Below are 19,231 nucleotides of genomic sequence, written 5' to 3'. Positions count from 1 at the left end.
AAGGAATGACACATGACTCAGAAATTCGACGTGGTAGTGATTGGCGCGGGCCCTGGCGGTTACGTGGCTGCCATTAAAGCAGCGCAACTGGGCCTCACCACTGCCTGCATCGAGAAATACACCGACAAGGAAGGCAAACTGGCCCTCGGCGGTACTTGCCTGAACGTCGGTTGCATTCCATCCAAGGCGCTGCTGGACAGCTCCTGGAAATACAAGGAAGCCAAAGAAGGCTTCGCGATCCACGGTATCAATCACGCTGGCGTGACCATGGACGTGTCGGCAATGGTTGGCCGTAAAGCCAACATCGTCAAAGGCCTGACCTCTGGCGTTGCCACCCTGTTCAAGGCGAACGGCGTCACTTCCCTGCAAGGCCACGGCAAACTGCTGGCCGGCAAGAAAGTCGAACTGACCAAGCCAGACGGCAGCGTTGAAATCATCGAAGCCGAGAACGTGATTCTGGCTTCGGGTTCGCGTCCGATCGACATTCCACCGGCTCCGGTTGACCAGAAAGTGATCGTCGATTCGACCGGCGCACTGGAATTCCAATCCGTACCCAAGCGTCTGGGCGTTATCGGCGCTGGCGTAATCGGTCTGGAACTGGGTTCGGTATGGTCGCGCCTGGGCGCTGAAGTGGTTGTTCTGGAAGCGCTGGAGAAGTTCCTGCCGGCTGCTGACGACGCCGTTTCCAAAGAAGCCTACAAAACCCTGACCAAACAAGGTCTGGACATCAAGCTGGGCGCTCGCGTCACCGGTTCCAAAGTGAACGGCGACGAAGTCGTTGTGAACTACACCGACGCCAACGGCGAACAGAGCATCACCTTTGACAAGCTGATCGTTGCCGTTGGTCGCCGTCCAGTGACCACCGAACTGTTGGCTGCCGACAGCGGTGTGACCATCGACGAGCGCGGTTTCGTATTCGTTGACGACCAGTGCGCTACCAGCGTACCGGGCGTTTACGCGATCGGTGACGTGGTTCGCGGCATGATGCTGGCGCACAAGGCGTCCGAAGAAGGCATCATGGTGGTTGAGCGCATCAAGGGCCACAAAGCGCAAATCAACTATGACCTGATCCCTTCGGTTATTTATACTCACCCGGAAATCGCATGGGTCGGCAAAACCGAGCAGACCTTGAAGGCTGAAGGCGTTGAAGTTAACGTTGGCACCTTCCCGTTCGCAGCCAGTGGCCGTGCCATGGCAGCCAACGACACCGGCGGTTTCGTGAAAGTCATTGCCGATGCCAAGACTGACCGCGTATTGGGCGTCCACGTGATTGGCCCGAGCGCTGCAGAACTGGTTCAGCAGGGCGCGATCGGCATGGAATTCGGCACCAGCGCTGAAGACCTGGGCATGATGGTTTTCTCCCATCCGACCCTGTCTGAAGCCTTGCACGAAGCAGCTTTGGCTGTGAATGGCGGCGCCATCCACATCGCCAACCGCAAGAAGCGTTAAGACAATAAGAAACCACGGCGGTATGGCCCGTCGTGAGCCTTGCATGCAAGACTCACCGCGGAATATCCGCTGGACGCAGTCTTGCGTGGCTGCACCGGGTATCCGGAAAGGCTACGCAAGCAGCAGTCACAGGTGGTGCGGCACTTGAACAAGTGCAGCACCGAATGCGCAGTACCTAACGAAGACGGTAATAAGCATGAATCTTCACGAGTATCAGGGTAAGCAGCTGTTCGCTGAATACGGCCTGCCAGTTTCCACCGGTTATGCGGTAGACACCCCGGAAGCAGCAGCAGAAGCTTGCGACAAAATCGGCGGCACCGAGTGGGTTGTCAAAGCCCAGGTCCACGCTGGTGGTCGCGGTAAAGCGGGCGGCGTTAAGCTGGTTCGCAGCAAAGAAGACGCCAAAGCCTTCGCACAGCAGTGGCTGGGCAAGCGTCTGGTGACTTACCAGACTGACGCCAATGGTCAGCCAGTCACCAAGATCCTGGTTGAATCGTGCACTGATATCGCTAAAGAGCTGTACCTGGGCGCTGTCGTTGACCGTTCGAGCCGTCGCATCGTGTTCATGGCTTCCACCGAAGGTGGCGTGGACATCGAGAAAATCGCTCACGACACTCCAGAAAAAATTCTGAAAGCCACTATCGATCCACTGGTTGGCGCTCAGCCATTCCAGGGTCGCGAGCTGGCATTCCAGCTGGGTCTGGAAGGCAAGCAGGTTGCTCAGTTCGCCAAGATCTTCGTAGGTCTGGCCAAGCTGTTCAAGGATCACGACCTGGCTCTGCTGGAAGTGAACCCGCTGGTGATCAAGGCTGACGGCGATCTGCATTGCCTCGACGCCAAGATCAACATCGACGCCAACGCCATGTACCGTCAGCCTAAGCTGAAGACTTTCCACGATCCGTCGCAAGACGATCCGCGCGAAGCGCACGCTGCCAAGTTCGAACTGAACTACGTAGCGCTGGAAGGCAACATCGGTTGCATGGTCAACGGTGCTGGCCTGGCCATGGGTACCATGGACATCGTCAACCTGCATGGCGGCAAACCAGCCAACTTCCTCGACGTGGGCGGCGGTGCTACCAAAGAACGCGTTACCGAAGCGTTCAAGATCATCCTGTCCGACACTAACGTCGCTGCAGTACTGGTCAACATCTTCGGCGGCATCGTTCGTTGCGACATGATTGCCGAAGGCATCATCGGCGCTGTGAAAGAAGTCGGCGTGAAAATCCCGGTTGTTGTTCGCCTTGAAGGCAACAACGCTGAGCTGGGCGCTAAAGTACTGGCAGAAAGCGGTTTGAACATCATCGCTGCTACCAGCCTGACCGACGCTGCTCAACAAGTCGTTAAAGCTGCGGAGGGCAAATAATGAGCGTCCTGATCAATAAAGACACCAAAGTTATCTGCCAGGGTATTACCGGTTCGCAAGGTAGTTTCCACACCCAGCAAGCCATCGAGTACGGCACCAAGATGGTTGGTGGTGTAACTCCTGGTAAAGGCGGCACCGAGCACCTGGGTCTGCCAGTGTTCAACACCGTGAAAGACGCTGTAGCTGCCACTGGCGCCACCGCCAGCGTGATCTACGTTCCAGCTCCTTTCTGCAAGGACTCCATCCTGGAAGCAGCATTCGGCGGCATCAAGCTGATCGTTTGCATCACCGAAGGCATTCCTACCCTGGACATGCTGGACGCTAAAGTTAAGTGCGACGAGCTGGGTATCACCCTGATCGGCCCTAACTGCCCAGGCGTGATCACTCCAGGCGAATGCAAGATCGGCATCATGCCAGGTCACATTCACTTGCCAGGCAAGGTCGGTATCGTTTCCCGTTCCGGCACCCTGACCTACGAAGCTGTGAAGCAAACTACTGACGCCGGTTTCGGTCAGTCGACTTGCGTCGGCATCGGCGGTGACCCGATCCCGGGTTCGAACTTCATCGACATCCTGAAGCTGTTCCAGGAAGACCCGAAGACCGAAGCGATCGTGATGATCGGTGAGATCGGCGGTTCGGCTGAAGAAGAAGCGGCTGCCTACATCAAGGCACACGTGACCAAGCCGGTTGTTTCCTACATCGCTGGTGTGACTGCTCCTCCGGGCAAGCGCATGGGCCATGCTGGCGCAATCATCTCTGGCGGCAAAGGCACTGCAGACGAGAAGTTCGCTGCACTGCAAGACGCGGGCGTTAAAACCGTGCGTTCGCTGGCAGACATCGGCAAGGCCCTGGCCGAGCTGACTGGTTGGGCTGTCAAGTAAGCCTCGCGCTTAGCTGACGCTTCACCAAACAAAGGCCACCTTCGGGTGGCCTTTGTCGTTTCCGGGGTTTGTATCGTTGGTGCCGACCCCTTCGCGGGCAAGCCTCGCTCCTACAGGTTTTTCGTCGTTTGCCGTACTTGTGATCGACGAAGAACCTGTAGGAGCGAGGCTTGCCCGCGAAGGCGTACTTACAGGCATCTACCATTAACATGCAAAAACGCGACACGGAAATGTCGCAGATCGGATAGTTCGCCCTCTAACAGTGCGTTTGTCGCTCAAATTCGTTAGGCTAGCCGCCATTTTTGCGTCCGCATCCCACAAGGAAGCTTCGCGCTAAAGGGTCGGTCCTATACGGGTCGACAGCATTTCCCTCACCCATAAGGGAAATCCCTCTCTAAATTCCGATTCAGTAGTGTGGTATTTCCTTAATGAAAGTGTTGAAAGGCCAGGACATCCTGGCACTTGGTTTTATGACGTTTGCCCTGTTCGTCGGGGCTGGCAACATCATCTTCCCGCCTATCGTCGGTTTGCAGTCCGGGCCTCATGTCTGGATGGCGGCGCTGGGCTTTCTGATCACCGCGGTCGGTCTGCCGGTGATCACCGTTGTTGCCCTGGCCAAGGTCGGTGGCGCGATGGATGCCTTGAGCAGCCCGATCGGCAAAGTCGCCGGTGGCTTGCTGGCCGCTGCGTGCTACCTCGCCGTTGGCCCGCTGTTTGCGACGCCGCGCACCGCGACCGTATCGTTCGAAGTGGGCCTGGCGCCGCTGACCGGCGAAAGCCCGCTGGCGCTGTTCCTCTATAGCTCGGTGTACTTCCTGCTGGTGTTCTTCATCTCGCTCTACCCGGGTCGTTTGCTGGACACCGTAGGACGTTTCCTCGCACCGCTGAAGATTATCGCTCTGGCCGCCCTCGGCATCGCCGCGTTCGCGTTGCCGGCCGGTGATATCGGTGTGGCGACGCCCGAGTATGTCGCGGCGCCATTCTCCCAGGGCTTCATCAATGGTTACCTGACCATGGATACCCTGGGCGCGCTGGTATTCGGCATCGTTATCGTCAACGCCATCCGCTCCCGTGGCGTGGATTCTCCGGCGCTGATCACCCGTTACGCGATCATTGCCGGGCTGATTGCCGGCGTCGGTCTGGCGCTGGTGTACGTCAGCCTGTTTCGCCTCGGTTCGGGCAGCCATGAAGTGGCCGCCGGTGCGACCAACGGCGCGGCGGTGTTGCACGCCTACGTTCAACACACATTCGGTTCCTTGGGCAGTGGTTTCCTCGCCGTGCTGATTTCGTTGGCCTGCCTGGTCACAGCGGTCGGTCTGACGTGCGCCTGTGCCGAATACTTCAGTCGTGTGCTGCCACTGTCCTACAAGACCTTGGTCATCATCCTCGCCGCGTTCTCCCTGCTGGTGTCCAACCTGGGCCTCACCAAGCTGATTGCGTTCTCGATCCCGGTCCTCACCGCGATCTACCCGCCGTGCATCGCGCTGGTCGCCCTGAGCTTCTGCAAGGACTTCTGGCATGAGCAGGGCCGCATCGTCGGTCCGGTGATGTTGGTGTCGTTCATCTTCGGCCTGATCGACGCGCTCAAGGGCGCGGGTCTGGCGGACTGGATGCCGATGCAATTGGCGCATTTGCCGCTGAGTGAGCAGGGCCTGGCGTGGCTGGTGCCGTCGGTCATGACCCTGGTGGTTGCGGTGGTTTGCGATCGCATGCTGGGCAAGCGCGAAGAAGCGCTGGCTTAAGGCGTATCACGGCCTGCCATACGCGGGTCTTGAGCGAACATGGAAATGCCCCGTATCAATCGATACGGGGCATTTTTTATGCGCGTGAGGCAGTGTCTTTTTTTGTCAGCTAACGTCGAAGCACTACCTGTAGGAGCGAGGCTTGCCCGCGAAGAGGGGGTAACATTCGACCTAATCTTCGACAGGTACACCGCCTTCGCGGGCAAGCTACGCTCCTACAGATTCAACCAACGTCTCACAAGGACCTGCATGTCGTTCATCCACGCCAACCTGATCCACATCCTCGCCGCCATCTGGTTTGTCATCTGCTGGGGCGGCTACACCCGTTATGCGACGTGGAAGGGCCGCGACACCGCGTGCCTGGCCAGTGTGTTGCACCTGTACCGCGAAGACTGGATGCGGCGCATGCTGATGCGTGACAACCGCATCGCCGATGCCAGTGTGATCGGTAATCTGGAGCGCAACGCTTCGTTCTTCGCCTCCAGCACACTGATTATCCTGGCCGGTATTCTCACCGTGCTCGGTGCGTCGGAAAGGGCGGTGTCGTTGCTGGCGGACATCCCGATGGTGCAACAGGCCTCCCAGGGCATGTCGGAGATCAAGTTGCTGTGCCTGGCGCTGGTGTTTGTGTATGCGTTCTTCACGTTCAGCTGGTGCATGCGCCAGTACAACTTCGCTGCGATTCTGGTGGGGTCGGCCCCCATGGTCGGCGAGCGGCATGTTTCCGAACTGGAGCGTAAAGCCTTTGCCGCACGGGCGGCGCGTGTCATCTCCATGGCCGCCAACCAGTTCAACTTCGGCCTGCGTTCCTATTACTTCGGCATGACCATGCTGGCGTGGTTCGTCAGCCCCTGGTTGTTCATGCTGATGAGCGCTGGCGTGGTGCTGGTGCTGTATCGCCGGGAGTTTCATTCCGACGTTCTCGACGTGATGGTCTATACCCCTACAGAGGCGCCATTGCCCGAGGCGAACCGAGAGGCCGCTTGATGAGTATTCCGTTCTGGTGTGTGTTTATCAGTGCCTTGCTGATCTATGTGGCCCGCATGCCGGTGGCCAGGGCCATGAAAGAGCAGGGCGGTTACGACAATCATCTGCCGCGCCAGCAACAGGCTCAACTCACAGGGTTTGGCGCCCGCGCAGTGGCAGCTCATCAGAACTGTTTTGAGGCGTTTATATTGTTTGCCGTGGGGGTGTTGATGGCGCACACCACGCAAACGGCGGGGTGGCTGATAGATACGCTGGCAATCATCTTTGTGATTACGCGGGTCATTTACTTAGTGTGCTATTGGAGCGATCTGGCCTGGCAGCGGAGTCTGGTGTGGTTTGTCGGGTTAGTGTGTTCGCTGCTATTGATGATTAGTCCGACTTTTAGAACTATTTTGCTCTAACAAGGAAAATGACAGACAAAAGAAAACCCGCACTTGGCGGGTTTTCTTTATCACGCTAAAAACTGTTTTAGTTTTTAGGTGCTTCTTTTGCTGCAGCTGCATCCGATTCAGCCTGAGCTTTGGCAGCTTCGGCGTTTTCTTTCGCAGCGTCGTTCACTTTATCCTGAGCTTTGCTCATGTCTTGCTGAGCTTGCTCAGCATGTTTCTCGGCTTCTTGAGCTTTGTCCTCGGATTTTTTATCGCAGGCAGCGAGACCGAGGGAAGCGGTCAACATCAAGGCAATAGCTAAAGTCTTACGCATGGGGTGTTTCTCCTTATGGAAAATATCTATCTGGCCTTTCGAGCGTGGACATCAGGGTTAAGTTCCTCAATTCGTTCAGATATATAAGATTATTCCTGCGGGAACTTTTACGAATACACCTAATACAATCTCCGAGTACTAAGAAGAGTGTTTACCACATGGCCGAAAACCCCGTTTTTGAGCGCGCGACGCGATTCCTTTCGGCGCTCAGGCATTGCCAGGTACTTGGTTTGCGCGTTCACAGCGCCAGCAGCGATGGACTGACGGTCATCCTGCCGTACAGCCCGCAAATTGTCGGCAATCCGCAAACCGGCGTGATCCATGGCGGGGCATTGACCTCCCTGATGGACACCGCGTGCGGCATGGCCACACTCTGCGTGTTGCCCGAATTCGAAGTCTGCCCGACCCTCGACCTGCGCATCGACTATATGCATGCCGCCGAACCGCATAAGGACGTCTATGGTTTTGCCCAGTGCTACCGGGTCACCACCGACGTGATCTTCGCCCGTGGCTTTGCTTATCAGGACGATCCCGAGCAGCCCATCGCCCATGTCGTCGGTACGTTCATGCGCATGGGCAAGGGCGTCAAAGGCACCAAAGGGTTTGGTGGCGCCATCGCCGGAGGTGCGAAATGACCGACAACTTCAAGGAACAACTGCAACAGGCCCATGAGCAGGGCGACTATGCCTCGCTGCTGCATCTGATTCCCTACGCCAAACTGATCGGTGTCGAGTGTTCGCGGGTGGGGGATGACCTGCTGTTTCGTCTGCCGGCGAACAAGGACAACATTGGTAACCCTTTACTGCCAGCGATTCACGGCGGCGTCATTGCTGGCTTCATGGAGCTGTCCGCGGCCTTGCACCTGCTGATTTTTACCGGCTCGCCGGGTGTGCCGAAGATCATCGATTTTTCCCTCGACTACCTGCGCGCCGGACAGTTTCGCGATACGTGGGCGCGCTGCCAGGTGTGCCGTCAGGGGCGGCGTGTCGCAAACGTGGCAGTGACCGCCTGGCAAAGCACCGAATCCGAGCCCATCGCCACGGCCCGCGCCCACTTCAAAATCGATGAGCCCTTGAAATCCTGATCCGAGCCCCCAACTTTGATGACAACCCGCCGCCGACCCTCTAGGTCGCGGCCACTGCCATCTGATTGGAGTTTGATGACCATGAGTGTGGAAACTCAAAAGGAAACCCTGGGCTTCCAGACCGAGGTGAAGCAGCTGCTGCACCTCATGATCCATTCGCTGTATTCCAACAAGGAAATCTTCCTTCGTGAATTGATCTCGAACGCCTCTGACGCTGTCGACAAATTACGTTTCGAAGCCCTGTCCAAGCCTGAGTTGCTGGAAGGTGGCGCCGAACTGAAAATCCGTGTGAGCTTCGACAAGGACGCTAAAACCGTCACCCTCGAAGACAACGGCATCGGCATGAGCCGTGAAGATGCGATCACCCACCTGGGCACCATCGCCAAATCCGGCACCGCCGATTTCATGAAACACCTGACGGGCGATCAGAAAAAGGATTCGCACCTGATCGGTCAGTTCGGCGTGGGTTTCTACTCTGCCTTCATCGTCGCCGACAAAGTCGACGTGTTCAGCCGTCGTGCCGGTGCTGCTGCCAGCGAAGGCGTGCACTGGTCGTCGAAGGGCGAAGGTAATTTCGAAGTTGCCACCGTCGAGAAAGCCGATCGTGGTACTCGCATCGTCCTGCACCTGAAGTCCGGTGAAGGCGAGTTCGCCGATGGCTGGCGTCTGCGCAACATCATCAAGAAGTACTCCGACCACATCGCTTTGCCGATCGAGTTGCCGAAAGAAGTGGCAGCGGCTGAAGGCGAAGAGAAGTCAGCTGTTGAATGGGAAACTGTCAACCGCGCCAGCGCCCTGTGGACCCGTCCTCGTACCGAGATCAAGGACGAGGAATACCAGGAGTTCTACAAGCACATCGCTCACGACTTCGAAAACCCGCTGAGCTGGAGCCACAACAAGGTCGAAGGCAAGCTCGAATACAGCTCGCTGCTCTACGTGCCGACCCGCGCTCCGTTCGACCTGTACCAGCGTGAAGCGCCGAAAGGCCTGAAGCTGTACGTGCAGCGTGTGTTCGTCATGGACCAGGCCGAGTCGTTCCTGCCGTTGTACCTGCGCTTCATCAAGGGCGTGGTCGATTCCAATGACCTGTCGCTGAACGTGTCGCGGGAAATCCTGCAGAAAGACCCGATCATCGACTCCATGAAATCGGCGCTGACCAAGCGCGTGCTGGACATGCTGGAAAAACTGGCGAAGAACGAGCCTGAGCAATACAAAGGCTTCTGGAAAAACTTCGGTCAGGTCATGAAAGAAGGCCCGGCAGAAGACTTCGCCAACAAAGAGAAAATCGCCGGCCTGCTGCGTTTTGCGTCCACTCAGGGCGAAGAAGGCGAGCAGGTTGTGGGTCTGGCCGAATACCTGGCTCGCGCCAAGGAAGGTCAGGACAAGATTTACTACCTGACCGGCGAAACCTACGCGCAAGTCAAAAACAGCCCGCACCTGGAAGTCTTCCGCAAGAAAGGCATCGAAGTGCTGCTGCTGACCGACCGCATCGACGAGTGGCTGATGAGCTACCTCAACGACTTCGACGGCAAGAGCTTTGTCGACGTGGCGCGCGGTGACCTCGACCTGGGCAACCTGGATTCGGAAGAAGACAAGAAAGCCGCGGAAGAAGTCGCCAAGTCCAAAGAAGGTCTGGTTGAGCGTCTGAAAACTGCGCTTGGCGAATCCGTGGCTGAAGTGCGGGTTTCCCATCGTCTGACCGACTCCCCGGCGATTCTGGCCATCGGCGAGCAGGACCTGGGCATGCAGATGCGTCAGATTCTGGAAGCCAGCGGTCAGAAGGTTCCGGACTCGAAGCCGATCTTCGAATTCAACCCGGCGCACCCGCTGATCGAGAAGCTCGACAACGAGCAGAGCGACGAGCGCTTCGGCGATCTGTCGCACATTCTCTTCGATCAGGCGGCCCTGGCGGCCGGCGACAGCTTGAAAGACCCGGCCGCGTATGTGCGCCGTCTCAACAAGCTGCTGGTTGAACTGTCGGTTTAACGACGTTGTAAAAAAACCCGCTTCGGCGGGTTTTTTTATGACCTGAAATTTTTTGGCTGTGAACCCGATCCTGTAGGAGCCTGCTCGCGATGGCGGCGGCAATAACGCCACAAATCTCAAGGCAGCTCAATACGCTCGCTTTCCCCCGGCACCGTCGGCCAATCCCCGGCCGCCCAGCGTCGCCGCGCTTCGTCGATAGCCGCCGGATCGCTCGACACAAAATTCCAGTTGATCCGTCGCGGTCCATCCAGCGGCGCGCCGCCAAATAGCACCGCATGACAGTCGCTCTCGGCGAACAGCGTCATTTCTTCTCCGGCGGGCAGCACCACTAGCGAATACGGCTCTATCGGCTCGCCATCGAGCTGCGCCTCACCGCTCAACACATACAACGCCCGTTCTTCATGCTCGGTGGGAATCAGCAGCGTGGTTGCTGTTTGCAGGTTCAATTCCGCGTACAGCGTAGGAGAAAGCACCGGTACCGGCGATTCCAGGCAAAAGCCTGACCCGGCGATCATCCGGATCTTTACGCCAAGGTTATCGCTGACCGGCAACGTGGCTGCCGGGTGATGGCTGTAGTGCCCTGGGCCTTGCTCATGATCCTTGGGCGATGCCAGCCAGATCTGCAAACCGTGCATCGTGAAACCGCTGGCCTTCAGGGCTTCGGGCGTGCGCTCGACATGGGCAATGGCACTGCCAGCGGTCATCCAGCTGACGTCGCCGGCCTCCACCACCTGATCGGAACCGAGGCTGTCCTTGTGCTGGATTTTTCCTTCGAACAAGTAGGTAAGGGTCGACAGGCCGATGTGCGGGTGCTGACGGATGTTCATGCCTTTGCCCGCTGGATAACGGGTTTCCAGCATGTGGTCGAAAAACACAAAAGGCCCGACGCTGCGGCATTTGGCTGACGGCAACGGGCGAAGAATCGGTTGGCCTTCGACATCTTCGGCGCGGGGGCGAATCACGAGCGGAGTGTTCATGGTGCATTCCAGGCTGAGCGGGTGACGCGTGGAGCATAACCCGCTTGCCCAAGCCTTGCCGCTATTGGCTGAACGCGCCTTCGCAGAGGTGGGTTTCGATGCTGACTTCGCTGGTGGTCATCAGCTTGTGCACTGGGCAGCGGTCGGCCACGCGATGCAGTTCGTCGCGCTGGGCGTCGGTGAGCACGCCCTTGAGGGTCAGTTTGACGTGCAGGGCGTATTTGCCTTTTTGCTCCTGGCTGTTGTCGCGCTTGACCTCTACGCCAACGCCGGTCAGCGGGATGCCTTTCTTCTTCGCGTAGAGCTTCAGGGTCAGGGCCTTGCATGCGCCGAGCGCTGCATCGAAATAGTCGTGCGGCTCAGGCGCCGAGCCTTCGCCACCGGACGATGTCGGGACATCGGCGAAGAGTTCGTGGTCATCGATTTGTACGCTGTGGCGAAAACCTTCGGCGGAAACGGTATTGACGGTGACTGTCATGGGGAAGCCCGGGCAAAAGGAAAGGACTTGGAAAAAAAAAAACCCTGTAGGGAAAAAGGATTCCCTTTTGGATTCCTTCCAAACTCTTGGCGGGGGGGGGGGGGTAACTGTCATTTATGACAGTAGTCGGGCTTCGTTGAGCGTGTTTGAATCAACTCGACGGGACGCAATCCTTTCTGCATGGGGCGGAGCTCAATGGGTGTTATGCACGCTCTTGCCCAAGGCAAGATGTTCCCTTTTTCAAGTTCAAGGAGAGAAGCAATGGTGACGCATAACGATACACCCGGTGTGGCGGCGAGCGGTGAGCTCGACCCTTCTTTTGCCACAGGCGGAAAATTTCAGGCACCGGCGGGCACAGGCAGAGTGGTGTCACTCTTGGACGAAGGCGAGTCGATGACGCTGGCGATGACAGCGCCAGCATTAACGCGCGGCGACTTCTTTCTATGCCGCGTGAGTAAAAACGGTGTGTTGGACCAAACCTTTGGCACCGGAGGAGTGCTGAAATGGCGTTTTGAAGATGCGGGTTCTTCTATCCTGGGAGCGGCATTGCTACAACCTGACAGGAAAATCCTGTTGATTGGTAACTCCGACCAAGGGGGTAAATCACGGCTGGCCCTGACTCGCGTTAATTCCAGTGGAAGTCCGGATCTTGTCTTCGGGCGAAAAATACACAGCTTGTATCCTGACTCGCACACTCTCTTGAATGGTATCCGTGGATGCTTGCAACCGGACGGCAAGATAATTGTGACCTGCCATTATTCGGTAGGCGGCAAGTATAGTCCGGTGCTGGTCAGGCTGTTGGCCAATGGAGAGCTGGATTCGTCGTTTGGCGTCGACGGTAAAGTCGAAATCCCCTCTGCTGCCTCCGCCATGTTCTCGAGGGCGGTTTCGGTCCAGAGCAGTGGCCGGATTATTGTCGCAGGGTATATGACAGGCCAAAGCTTTGTGGCGGGGTTTAAAGCAGACGGCGCCTTGGACACCACTTTTGGAGTCGAGGGGTTTTCGTTTTTTGCGGCAGAGGGGGTAGAGTTTGCCTTTTTTAACATGCTGCTCTTGCAGGATGATCGCATCCGTTGCGTGGGTGGCAATGCTCAAAATGCGGGTATCGGGGCATTGCTGGTGGGGTTGGATAAGAACGGCAAACTAGAGCAGGGTTTTAATGGTGGGCAGCCAGTAATAACTCAGCGGTTGCTTGGCAGATGGCACTCAATTAGCGAGCAAAGTGATGGTAAATTGCTTGTCATTGGTGAGTCTGGAGGAGCTGAACTCGTGTGTTCTCGATTCTTGCCCAGCGGACCAATCGATACCGATTTTGGATGGTCGGGCTTCAGATATTATCCCGGACATCCGGTTGATTGTGTGGTCCAGCCCTGCGGTCGTTGGGTGACGGCTGTGCATGATTCTGGTGGTAGGTCGTCCTGGCTTTACGGGCTGACCACCTGAGATACCTGGTTAACCCTCCCTTTATATGTCAAAAAAAAGCCCCGCAATTGCGGGGCTTTTTCGTATCACTGCGGATCAGCTGCCTTTGACAGCCTTGCCGTTGACCTTGCCGTCGAGGAGCATGATGTTGTACTCCTTGCCGTCGGTTTCGACCTGTTGCAGGCGAACCAGCAGGTAATCCCAATCCTTGGCGAACCACAGCACGGTGATGCGCTTGCTTTGTGTCGGGTCGCGCACGCGCTCGACCTTGATCGCGTCGATCTGGCCAGCCTTGGTGTCGACTTTTTCCGAGCCCAGCACGCGGAAGTCATAAGTATCGACTTCACCATCATCGACCACCTGATAGCTCATGCTTTTCTTGCCGGCGGCCACGTCATGCTGCAGGGCCAACTGGTAAGTGGATTTGTCGACCATGCCGCGGTTGAGCGGGATCTTGACCGCGTCGCCGCGATCGGTGCCGGTGACCATTTTGGTGGTCCAGTCGAAATCCAGGTCAGCCTTCTTGGCTTTGCCCAGGCCACCGCGCTCAAAGTGGTAGGACTGTGGCAGCAGGGTGTCCTTGTCCAGGGTCAGGGTGCTTTCTTCGGTCAGGCTGGCAATCATCATCGATGCCTTGAAGCTGAGCTTCCAGACGCCGTTGGCTTCCTTGGTCAGGCTGCGCTCGGCGGTGCCGCTCATGGGCAGCTGCTTCCAGTCGGCGGTGTAGCTGGCGGAGAAGGGTTGAAGTTCTGCAGCCTGCGCGAAAGGCAGGGCAAGCAGAGCGCAAGCGAAGAGCAGGGCGCGACGCATAAAATCTCCTAGGTTCGAATCAAGTGGCCACTGGCCGCGAGTAACTTGCCATCCAGTAAAGCACCTTGTTCACCGAGTGATAAGCGACCTTCTGCAAACCAGCGTACGGCCATCGGGTAGATCAGGTGTTCCTGGGTATGAACTCGCTGCGCCAGACTCTGCGGCGAATCGTGCAACTCTACCGGTATTACTGCCTGTACGACCAGTGGTCCGCCATCGAGTTCCTCGGTGACAAAGTGCACGGAACAGCCGTGTTCAGTATCGCCGGCCTCCAGCGCGCGCTGATGAGTGTGTAACCCTTTGTATTTGGGTAGCAGCGAGGGATGGATGTTGAGCAGGCGACCCGCGTAGTGGCGCACGAAATCAGCGCTGAGGATGCGCATGAAACCGGCCAGGACCACGAGTTTGGGATTGAAAGCGTCGATCAGTTCGATCAGCGCGGCATCGAAGGCTTCGCGGCCTTCGAAAGCCTTGTGATCCAGGGAGCGGGTGTCGATACCCGCGTCCCTGGCGCGTTGCAGGCCGTAGGCGTCGGCACGGTTGGAAATCACCGCAGCGATGCGGACCGGGCTGTCGCCGGTCCGCGTGCTGTCGATCAAGGCCTGCAAGTTACTGCCGGTGCCGGACAGCAGCACCACCACATCACAGGTGACGGACATTAATGAGCCTTGAGGTTCTTCAGTTCAACCTGGGTTGCGCCTTCGGCAGCAGTAGCGATCTGACCAATGACCCAAGGCTGCTCGCCAGCTTCACGCAGAACGTTCAGCGCGGTTTCAACGTGCTCTTGAGCCACGCAGATCACCATGCCGACGCCGCAGTTCAGTACGCGGTGCATTTCGTTTTCGTCGACGTTGCCTTTCTCTTGCAGCCAGTCGAACACGGCAGGGCGGTTCCAGCTTGCCACGTCAACTACCGCTTGAGCGCCTTTTGGCAGTACACGCGGGATGTTGTCCAGCAGGCCGCCACCGGTGATGTGGGCCATGGCTTTGACCGCGCCGGTTTCCTTGATCAGCTTCAACAGCGGCTTCACGTAGATGCGGGTCGGGGCCATCAGCAGGTCGGTCAGCGGTTTGCCGTCGAGCTGGATGTTTTCGATGTCGGCACCGGAGACTTCGATGATCTTGCGGATCAGCGAGTAGCCGTTGGAGTGCGGGCCGGAAGACGGCAGGGCGAGCAGGGCATCGCCGGCAGCGACTTTCGAACCGTCGATGATTTCGGACTTCTCTACGACGCCGACGCAGAAACCGGCCAGGTCGTAGTCTTCGCCTTCGTACATGCCAGGCATTTCAGCGGTTTCGCCGCCGACCAGGGAGCAGCCGGACAGTTCGCAGCCTGCGCCGATACCGGTCACGACCTGGGTCGCGGTTTCGACGTTGAGTTTGCCGGTGGCGTAGTAGTCGAGGAAGAACAACGGCTCGGCGCCGCAGACCACCAGGTCGTTCACGCACATGGCGACCAGGTCGATGCCGATGCTGTCGTGTTTGTTCAGGTTCAGCGCCAGGCGCAGCTTGGTGCCGACGCCGTCGGTGCCGGAAACCAGCACAGGCTGCTTGTAGCCGGCCGGGATTTCGCAGAGGGCGCCGAAACCGCCCAGGCCGCCCATGACTTCCGGGCGCGCAGTGCGCTTGGCGACGCTCTTGATGCGTTCGACCAATGCTTCACCGGCGTCGATGTCTACACCGGCGTCCTTGTAGCTCAGGGAGGGTTGCTTGCTCATGATCCAGGCCTTTAGGGGGGATTCAGGGGTAACGACCGGGTCCAGTGGGACCGCCGAAACAAACGAAGGGCATGTGCCTTGCGCGAATTTCAGGGTGCCCGGCTGTTGCCGGTCTGCGAAGGCGCGCGATTTTATCAGGCTTGAGGGGCAGCGGCCATCCTCAGGCCGACAGCAGGGGCATATCGATACAAAAAAACCGTAATTGCCCGTGTTGGTCGTCTCCCGCTTGGCTGTATAAGGTATCGCGATTAACCGTCTATCGTTATGGCAGTGCGAAAAACTTAACCGGGACGTGTGAATGTTTTGCGTCGGGCGATGGTCACAGCCTTGCTCGATTGTCTTCATGCGGTCAGTTCCAGCCGCTCTTGTCGTCAGGAATCCTCCATGCGTTTTTTCAGATCATTGTTTGTGGGTTGTTTGTCCCTGGTCAGCCTGGCGAGTCATGCTGAAACCGTAAAAGGCCTTTATCAGGTGCGCGAGCCAGTCACCAGTCAGGCGCCTGAAGAGCGCGATCAAGCCACCCAGCGCGCGCTCGACACGCTGGTGTTGCGCCTGACCGGCGATCCCAAGGCGGCGCAAAGTCCGGGGTTGGCGGCCGTCCGCAAGGATCCGCAGCAGATCATCAGTCAGTACGGCTTCGACGCCGGCCCGCCGGAAGTGCTGAAAGTCGATTTCGACCCGGCCTCGACCGAACAGGCGTTGCGCCGTGCAGGGCTGTCGCTGTGGGGGGCAAACCGGCCGTCGATCCTCGGTTGGTGGTTGAATGATTCCGCCGAAGGTTCGAGCCTGGTCGGTGATGGTCAGGCCGCTGCTGCGCCGCTGCGTCGTGCCGCACAACATCGTGGTCTGCCGCTGCGTCTGCCATTGGCGGACTTGAGTGAACAATTGGTCGCCACTGCACCGAATCTGGAAGGTACGGATGCAGCGCCACTGCGCGGTGCATCGGAGCGTTACAACGCCGATGCCTTGCTGGCGGTGCATGCCCGGGAAGAGGGCGGTCAGTGGCAGGCCAAATGGCATTTGTGGCTGGGCGATCAGAAGGAGGCGGGCAGCGTGCAGGGCGCGGATCAGGCCGCTGTGGCTGACGCGGTGCTGCTGGCGGTCAGTCAGCGTCTGGCGCCACGGTTTGTGGTCAAGCCAGGTGCTTCGGGTGAGCAATTGCTGGAAGTGCAGGGCATGAACCTGGAGCACTATGCAACGCTCGGGCGTTTGCTTGAGCCGTTTGGCGCGCGTCTGCAAAGTGTTGACGGGAACCGTATTCTCTACCGGGTCAATGGCAGCGCCGAGCAGTTGCGCTCGCAGTTGTCGCTGGCGAAGTTGCAGGAGGTCCCGGCGGGTGAGGCACCGGCTCCGACGGCGCCTGTCCAGCCGGTGGTCCAGGGTTCGGCGCCCGCTGTTGCGCCAACGCCTGCACCGGTGCCGCAACTGCGTTTCCGTTGGTAAGGTTTTCTTTCTTTATATAGATGCATATGGAGTGGTACATGGCCGATACGCGGCGTTGGTTCTGGTTGGGTGGAGTGGTTCTGCTCTGCGCGTTTATCTGGCTGTTGCATCCGATTCTGACGCCGTTCCTGGTGGCGCTGTTGTTGGCCTACTTGTTCGACCCGCTGGTGGATCGCCTGGAAAAGGCCGGGCTCTCGCGGACCTGGGGCGTGGTGGCGGTGTTCGCGTTGTTCTCTTTGATTTTCACCACGTTGCTGCTGGTGCTGGTGCCGATGCTCGCCAAGCAGTTGTTCCGCTTGTATGAGCTGGCGCCACAGATGCTCGACTGGTTGCAGCACACTGCATTGCCGTGGGCGCAATCGAAGTTCGGGTTATCGGATGGCTTCTGGAAATTCGACAAACTCAAGGCGGCAATCAGCGAACACGTGGGCCAGACCACCGACATTGTCGGCATGGTGTTGAGTCAGGCGACCGCTTCCGGCCTTGCGTTGATCGGTTGGCTGGCCAATCTGGTGCTGATCCCGGTGGTGAGCTTTTACCTGCTGCGGGACTGGGACGTGATGATGGCCAGGATCCGCAGCCTGTTGCCCCGCGCTCGTGAAGAGCGCGTCGTGATTCTGGCCGGCGAATGCCATGAAGTGCTGGGGGCGTTCGTACGCGGGCAACTGCTGGTCATGGTGGCGCTGGGTGTGATCTATTCGGCGGGCCTGATGCTGGTAGGGCTCGAGCTGGGGTTGCTGATCGGGATGATCGCCGGTCTGGCGGCGATTGTGCCGTACATGGGGTTTGTCATCGGGATTGGCGCGGCGTTGATTGCCGGCCTGTTCCAGTTTGGTGGCGACCTGTACCCGATGATTGGCATCGTTGCGGTGTTCATGGTCGGCCAGGCGCTGGAAGGCATGGTGCTGACGCCGTTGCTGGTGGGCGACCGGATCGGCCTGCATCCGGTGGCGGTGATCTTTGCGATTTTGGCAGGCGGTGAACTGTTCGGTTTTACCGGCGTGCTGCTGGCGCTCCCGGTGGCGGCGGTGATCATGGTGCTGGTGCGCCATGTGCATGATTTGTATAAAGATTCTGATATCTACAGTGGCGTAGATGAACCTGAGCTGTAAGGTTCGTTGATAGCCCGTCGCGGGCGGCCTGGTTCAGTGCCAGGCTGGCCCGTATCCCTTGCGTGGCTGTCACATGCGCCGCCAAAGAAACAGTCATAAAACCGGTGCGATAACGCAAACCTTTGATTTTGCTTATGGTCTGTCGCATTGTGCGGTCAGCGTCACGGGTATAAACTTCGCAAACTTTACACAGAGGCCACTAACGGTTCCTTTGGAACTGTTCAGTCAGCATGAAACCGATTCAGCTGCCCCTAGGTGTGCGTCTGCGTGATGACGCTACCTTTATCAATTACTACCCAGGCGCCAATGCCGCTGCACTCGGCTATGTCGAGCGGCTTTGCGAAGCCGACGCCGGCTGGACCGAAAGCCTGATTTATCTCTGGGGCAAGGACGGGGTAGGGCGTACGCATCTGCTGCAGGCGGCCTGTCTGCGCTTTGAACAGTTGGGGGAGCCAGCGGTGTACTTGCCGTTGGCCGAGCTGCTGGATCGCGGTATCGAAATCCTCGACAACCTCGAACAATACGAACTGGTCTGCCTCGACGACTTGCAAGCGGTTGCCGGGCGCGCGGATTGGGAAGAGGCGTTGTTCCATCTGTTCAATCGCCTGCGTGACAGCGGTCGGCGTTTGCTGATTGCAGCATCGACCTCGCCGCGCGAATTGCCGGTGAAGCTGGCGGACCTGAAATCCCGTCTGACCCTGGCGCTGATCTTCCAGATGCGTCCGCTGTCCGACGAAGACAAATTGCGTGCCTTGCAACTGCGCGCATCCCGTCGCGGCCTGCACCTGACCGACGAAGTCGGGCATTTTATTTTGACTCGCGGTACTCGCAGCATGAGCGCGCTGTTCGAGCTGCTTGAGCGTCTCGATCAGGCCTCCCTTCAAGCTCAACGCAAGCTGACCATTCCGTTCCTGAAAGAAACGTTGGGCTGGTAAGGCCCAGGTTTTTCAGGGGTTGCGGCATATTTCAGGCGCCACAAAATCCGCTTTCCTGCATGGGGCAGGCTGCGCGAGCGTCTAAATGGGGCTTAAGCGCTTAGATGTAAACGCGAAACCAAGAAGTCACATAAAGTTCGATT

The 19,231-nt window shown here is 58.2% G+C and carries 19 protein-coding genes; 13 read left to right on the top strand and 6 right to left on the bottom strand.

Annotated elements, in window-relative coordinates; translation table 11 throughout:
* Positions 1-12: 12 nt before the first annotated feature.
* The 6 genes from lpdA to KGB25_RS22200 all read left to right on the top strand — a co-directional run bounded on the left by lpdA (position 13) and on the right by KGB25_RS22200 (position 6,823).
* Positions 13-1,449 (top strand): dihydrolipoyl dehydrogenase, encoded by a 1,437-nt coding sequence (gene lpdA / locus KGB25_RS22225; RefSeq protein WP_008032670.1) that lies wholly within the window; start codon positions 13-15, stop codon positions 1,447-1,449.
* Positions 1,450-1,645: 196 nt separating this feature from the next.
* On the top strand, positions 1,646-2,812 hold the full coding sequence (gene sucC / locus KGB25_RS22220) for an ADP-forming succinate--CoA ligase subunit beta (protein WP_007898980.1): 1,167 nt from the start codon (positions 1,646-1,648) through the stop codon (positions 2,810-2,812).
* On the top strand, positions 2,812-3,693 hold the full coding sequence (gene sucD, locus KGB25_RS22215; protein WP_008032672.1) for a succinate--CoA ligase subunit alpha: 882 nt from the start codon (positions 2,812-2,814) through the stop codon (positions 3,691-3,693). The genes sucC and sucD overlap by 1 nt, the downstream gene beginning before the upstream one ends.
* A 428-nt stretch (positions 3,694-4,121) precedes the next feature.
* Positions 4,122-5,435, top strand: a complete 1,314-nt coding sequence (gene brnQ / locus KGB25_RS22210) for a branched-chain amino acid transport system II carrier protein (protein WP_223436679.1) — start codon at positions 4,122-4,124, stop codon at positions 5,433-5,435.
* 249 nt (positions 5,436-5,684) lie between these two features.
* Positions 5,685-6,422, top strand: a complete 738-nt coding sequence (locus tag KGB25_RS22205; protein WP_008032675.1) for a DUF599 domain-containing protein — start codon at positions 5,685-5,687, stop codon at positions 6,420-6,422.
* On the top strand, positions 6,422-6,823 hold the full coding sequence (locus tag KGB25_RS22200; RefSeq protein WP_008039237.1) for an MAPEG family protein: 402 nt from the start codon (positions 6,422-6,424) through the stop codon (positions 6,821-6,823). The genes KGB25_RS22205 and KGB25_RS22200 overlap by 1 nt, the downstream gene beginning before the upstream one ends.
* 67 nt (positions 6,824-6,890) lie before the next feature.
* On the opposite strand, the gene KGB25_RS22195 is transcribed toward KGB25_RS22200, so the two are convergent.
* Positions 6,891-7,124 carry a hypothetical protein gene (locus KGB25_RS22195; RefSeq protein ID WP_008032682.1) on the bottom strand — a complete coding sequence of 78 codons (234 nt, stop codon included), beginning with the start codon at positions 7,122-7,124 and terminating at the stop codon, positions 6,891-6,893.
* Between the two features lie 158 nt (positions 7,125-7,282).
* Here KGB25_RS22195 and KGB25_RS22190 point away from each other — a divergent pair, with 158 nt between their 5' ends.
* The 3 genes from KGB25_RS22190 (at position 7,283) to htpG (ending at position 10,194) form a co-directional block, all read left to right on the top strand.
* On the top strand, positions 7,283-7,759 hold the full coding sequence (locus KGB25_RS22190) for a PaaI family thioesterase (protein ID WP_008032683.1): 477 nt from the start codon (positions 7,283-7,285) through the stop codon (positions 7,757-7,759).
* Complete coding sequence (locus KGB25_RS22185) at positions 7,756-8,208, top strand: PaaI family thioesterase (RefSeq protein ID WP_008039225.1); 453 nt, start codon at positions 7,756-7,758, stop codon at positions 8,206-8,208. Before KGB25_RS22190 ends, KGB25_RS22185 begins: the two co-directional genes overlap by 4 nt.
* 81 nt (positions 8,209-8,289) lie before the next feature.
* Positions 8,290-10,194, top strand: a complete 1,905-nt coding sequence (htpG, locus tag KGB25_RS22180; protein WP_223436677.1) for a molecular chaperone HtpG — start codon at positions 8,290-8,292, stop codon at positions 10,192-10,194.
* 116 nt (positions 10,195-10,310) lie between these two features.
* Here htpG and KGB25_RS22175 read toward each other — a convergent pair whose 3' ends face one another.
* Together KGB25_RS22175 and KGB25_RS22170 are read right to left on the bottom strand one after the other, a co-directional pair.
* Positions 10,311-11,171, bottom strand: a complete 861-nt coding sequence (locus tag KGB25_RS22175) for a pirin family protein (RefSeq protein WP_223436675.1) — start codon at positions 11,169-11,171, stop codon at positions 10,311-10,313.
* Between the two features lie 61 nt (positions 11,172-11,232).
* A complete protein-coding gene (locus tag KGB25_RS22170; protein ID WP_207285350.1) occupies positions 11,233-11,649 on the bottom strand; it encodes an OsmC family protein in 417 nt (138 codons plus the stop codon).
* Between the two features lie 261 nt (positions 11,650-11,910).
* On the opposite strand from KGB25_RS22170, the gene KGB25_RS22165 reads away from it, so the two are divergent.
* The gene (locus KGB25_RS22165; RefSeq protein WP_223436672.1) at positions 11,911-13,092 is read left to right on the top strand and encodes a hypothetical protein; all 1,182 of its coding nucleotides are present in this window, start codon (positions 11,911-11,913) and stop codon (positions 13,090-13,092) included.
* A 75-nt stretch (positions 13,093-13,167) separates the two neighbouring features.
* On the opposite strand, the gene KGB25_RS22160 is transcribed toward KGB25_RS22165, so the two are convergent.
* From KGB25_RS22160 to purM, 3 genes are read right to left on the bottom strand one after another with little or no spacing between them, the layout of a single operon-like run.
* Positions 13,168-13,881, bottom strand: a complete 714-nt coding sequence (locus tag KGB25_RS22160) for a DUF3108 domain-containing protein (protein WP_008039220.1) — start codon at positions 13,879-13,881, stop codon at positions 13,168-13,170.
* 8 nt (positions 13,882-13,889) lie between these two features.
* A complete protein-coding gene (gene purN, locus KGB25_RS22155; RefSeq protein WP_008039219.1) occupies positions 13,890-14,540 on the bottom strand; it encodes a phosphoribosylglycinamide formyltransferase in 651 nt (216 codons plus the stop codon).
* Positions 14,540-15,598: a phosphoribosylformylglycinamidine cyclo-ligase gene (gene purM / locus KGB25_RS22150; protein WP_008039218.1), complete on the bottom strand. Its 1,059-nt coding sequence runs from the start codon at positions 15,596-15,598 to the stop codon at positions 14,540-14,542. The genes purN and purM overlap by 1 nt, the downstream gene beginning before the upstream one ends.
* A 384-nt stretch (positions 15,599-15,982) precedes the next feature.
* On the opposite strand from purM, the gene KGB25_RS22145 reads away from it, so the two are divergent.
* The 3 genes from KGB25_RS22145 (at position 15,983) to hda (ending at position 19,088) form a co-directional block, all read left to right on the top strand.
* Complete coding sequence (locus KGB25_RS22145; RefSeq protein ID WP_223436669.1) at positions 15,983-17,041, top strand: DUF2066 domain-containing protein; 1,059 nt, start codon at positions 15,983-15,985, stop codon at positions 17,039-17,041.
* Between the two features lie 38 nt (positions 17,042-17,079).
* Positions 17,080-18,153 (top strand): AI-2E family transporter, encoded by a 1,074-nt coding sequence (locus tag KGB25_RS22140; RefSeq protein WP_223436666.1) that lies wholly within the window; start codon positions 17,080-17,082, stop codon positions 18,151-18,153.
* A gap of 230 nt (positions 18,154-18,383) precedes the next feature.
* The gene (gene hda / locus KGB25_RS22135; protein WP_008033543.1) at positions 18,384-19,088 is read left to right on the top strand and encodes a DnaA regulatory inactivator Hda; all 705 of its coding nucleotides are present in this window, start codon (positions 18,384-18,386) and stop codon (positions 19,086-19,088) included.
* Positions 19,089-19,231: the final 143 nt, after the last annotated feature.

It is taken from the genome of Pseudomonas sp. BF-RE-21, from assembly GCF_019947305.1.
GTDB classification, from domain to species: domain Bacteria; phylum Pseudomonadota; class Gammaproteobacteria; order Pseudomonadales; family Pseudomonadaceae; genus Aquipseudomonas; species Aquipseudomonas migulae.
This window is presented reverse-complemented; position numbering and strand designations above follow the sequence as displayed.

Bases quoted from the DNA above. Each gene is read 5' to 3' on its own strand.
- sucD (WP_008032672.1), top strand. From the start codon at position 2,812: ATGAGCGTCCTGATCAATAAAGACACCAAAGTTATCTGCCAGGGTATT.
- KGB25_RS22145 (WP_223436669.1), top strand. From the start codon at position 15,983: ATGCGTTTTTTCAGATCATTGTTTGTGGGTTGTTTGTCCCTGGTCAGC.
- KGB25_RS22195 (WP_008032682.1), bottom strand. From the start codon at position 7,124: ATGCGTAAGACTTTAGCTATTGCCTTGATGTTGACCGCTTCCCTCGGT.
- purM (WP_008039218.1), bottom strand. From the start codon at position 15,598: ATGAGCAAGCAACCCTCCCTGAGCTACAAGGACGCCGGTGTAGACATC.
- KGB25_RS22170 (WP_207285350.1), bottom strand. From the start codon at position 11,649: ATGACAGTCACCGTCAATACCGTTTCCGCCGAAGGTTTTCGCCACAGC.
- htpG (WP_223436677.1), top strand. From the start codon at position 8,290: ATGAGTGTGGAAACTCAAAAGGAAACCCTGGGCTTCCAGACCGAGGTG.
- KGB25_RS22175 (WP_223436675.1), bottom strand. From the start codon at position 11,171: ATGAACACTCCGCTCGTGATTCGCCCCCGCGCCGAAGATGTCGAAGGC.
- KGB25_RS22160 (WP_008039220.1), bottom strand. From the start codon at position 13,881: ATGCGTCGCGCCCTGCTCTTCGCTTGCGCTCTGCTTGCCCTGCCTTTC.
- KGB25_RS22200 (WP_008039237.1), top strand. From the start codon at position 6,422: ATGAGTATTCCGTTCTGGTGTGTGTTTATCAGTGCCTTGCTGATCTAT.
- sucC (WP_007898980.1), top strand. From the start codon at position 1,646: ATGAATCTTCACGAGTATCAGGGTAAGCAGCTGTTCGCTGAATACGGC.
- KGB25_RS22140 (WP_223436666.1), top strand. From the start codon at position 17,080: ATGGCCGATACGCGGCGTTGGTTCTGGTTGGGTGGAGTGGTTCTGCTC.
- KGB25_RS22205 (WP_008032675.1), top strand. From the start codon at position 5,685: ATGTCGTTCATCCACGCCAACCTGATCCACATCCTCGCCGCCATCTGG.
- KGB25_RS22190 (WP_008032683.1), top strand. From the start codon at position 7,283: ATGGCCGAAAACCCCGTTTTTGAGCGCGCGACGCGATTCCTTTCGGCG.
- hda (WP_008033543.1), top strand. From the start codon at position 18,384: ATGAAACCGATTCAGCTGCCCCTAGGTGTGCGTCTGCGTGATGACGCT.
- purN (WP_008039219.1), bottom strand. From the start codon at position 14,540: ATGTCCGTCACCTGTGATGTGGTGGTGCTGCTGTCCGGCACCGGCAGT.
- brnQ (WP_223436679.1), top strand. From the start codon at position 4,122: ATGAAAGTGTTGAAAGGCCAGGACATCCTGGCACTTGGTTTTATGACG.
- lpdA (WP_008032670.1), top strand. From the start codon at position 13: ATGACTCAGAAATTCGACGTGGTAGTGATTGGCGCGGGCCCTGGCGGT.
- KGB25_RS22165 (WP_223436672.1), top strand. From the start codon at position 11,911: ATGGTGACGCATAACGATACACCCGGTGTGGCGGCGAGCGGTGAGCTC.
- KGB25_RS22185 (WP_008039225.1), top strand. From the start codon at position 7,756: ATGACCGACAACTTCAAGGAACAACTGCAACAGGCCCATGAGCAGGGC.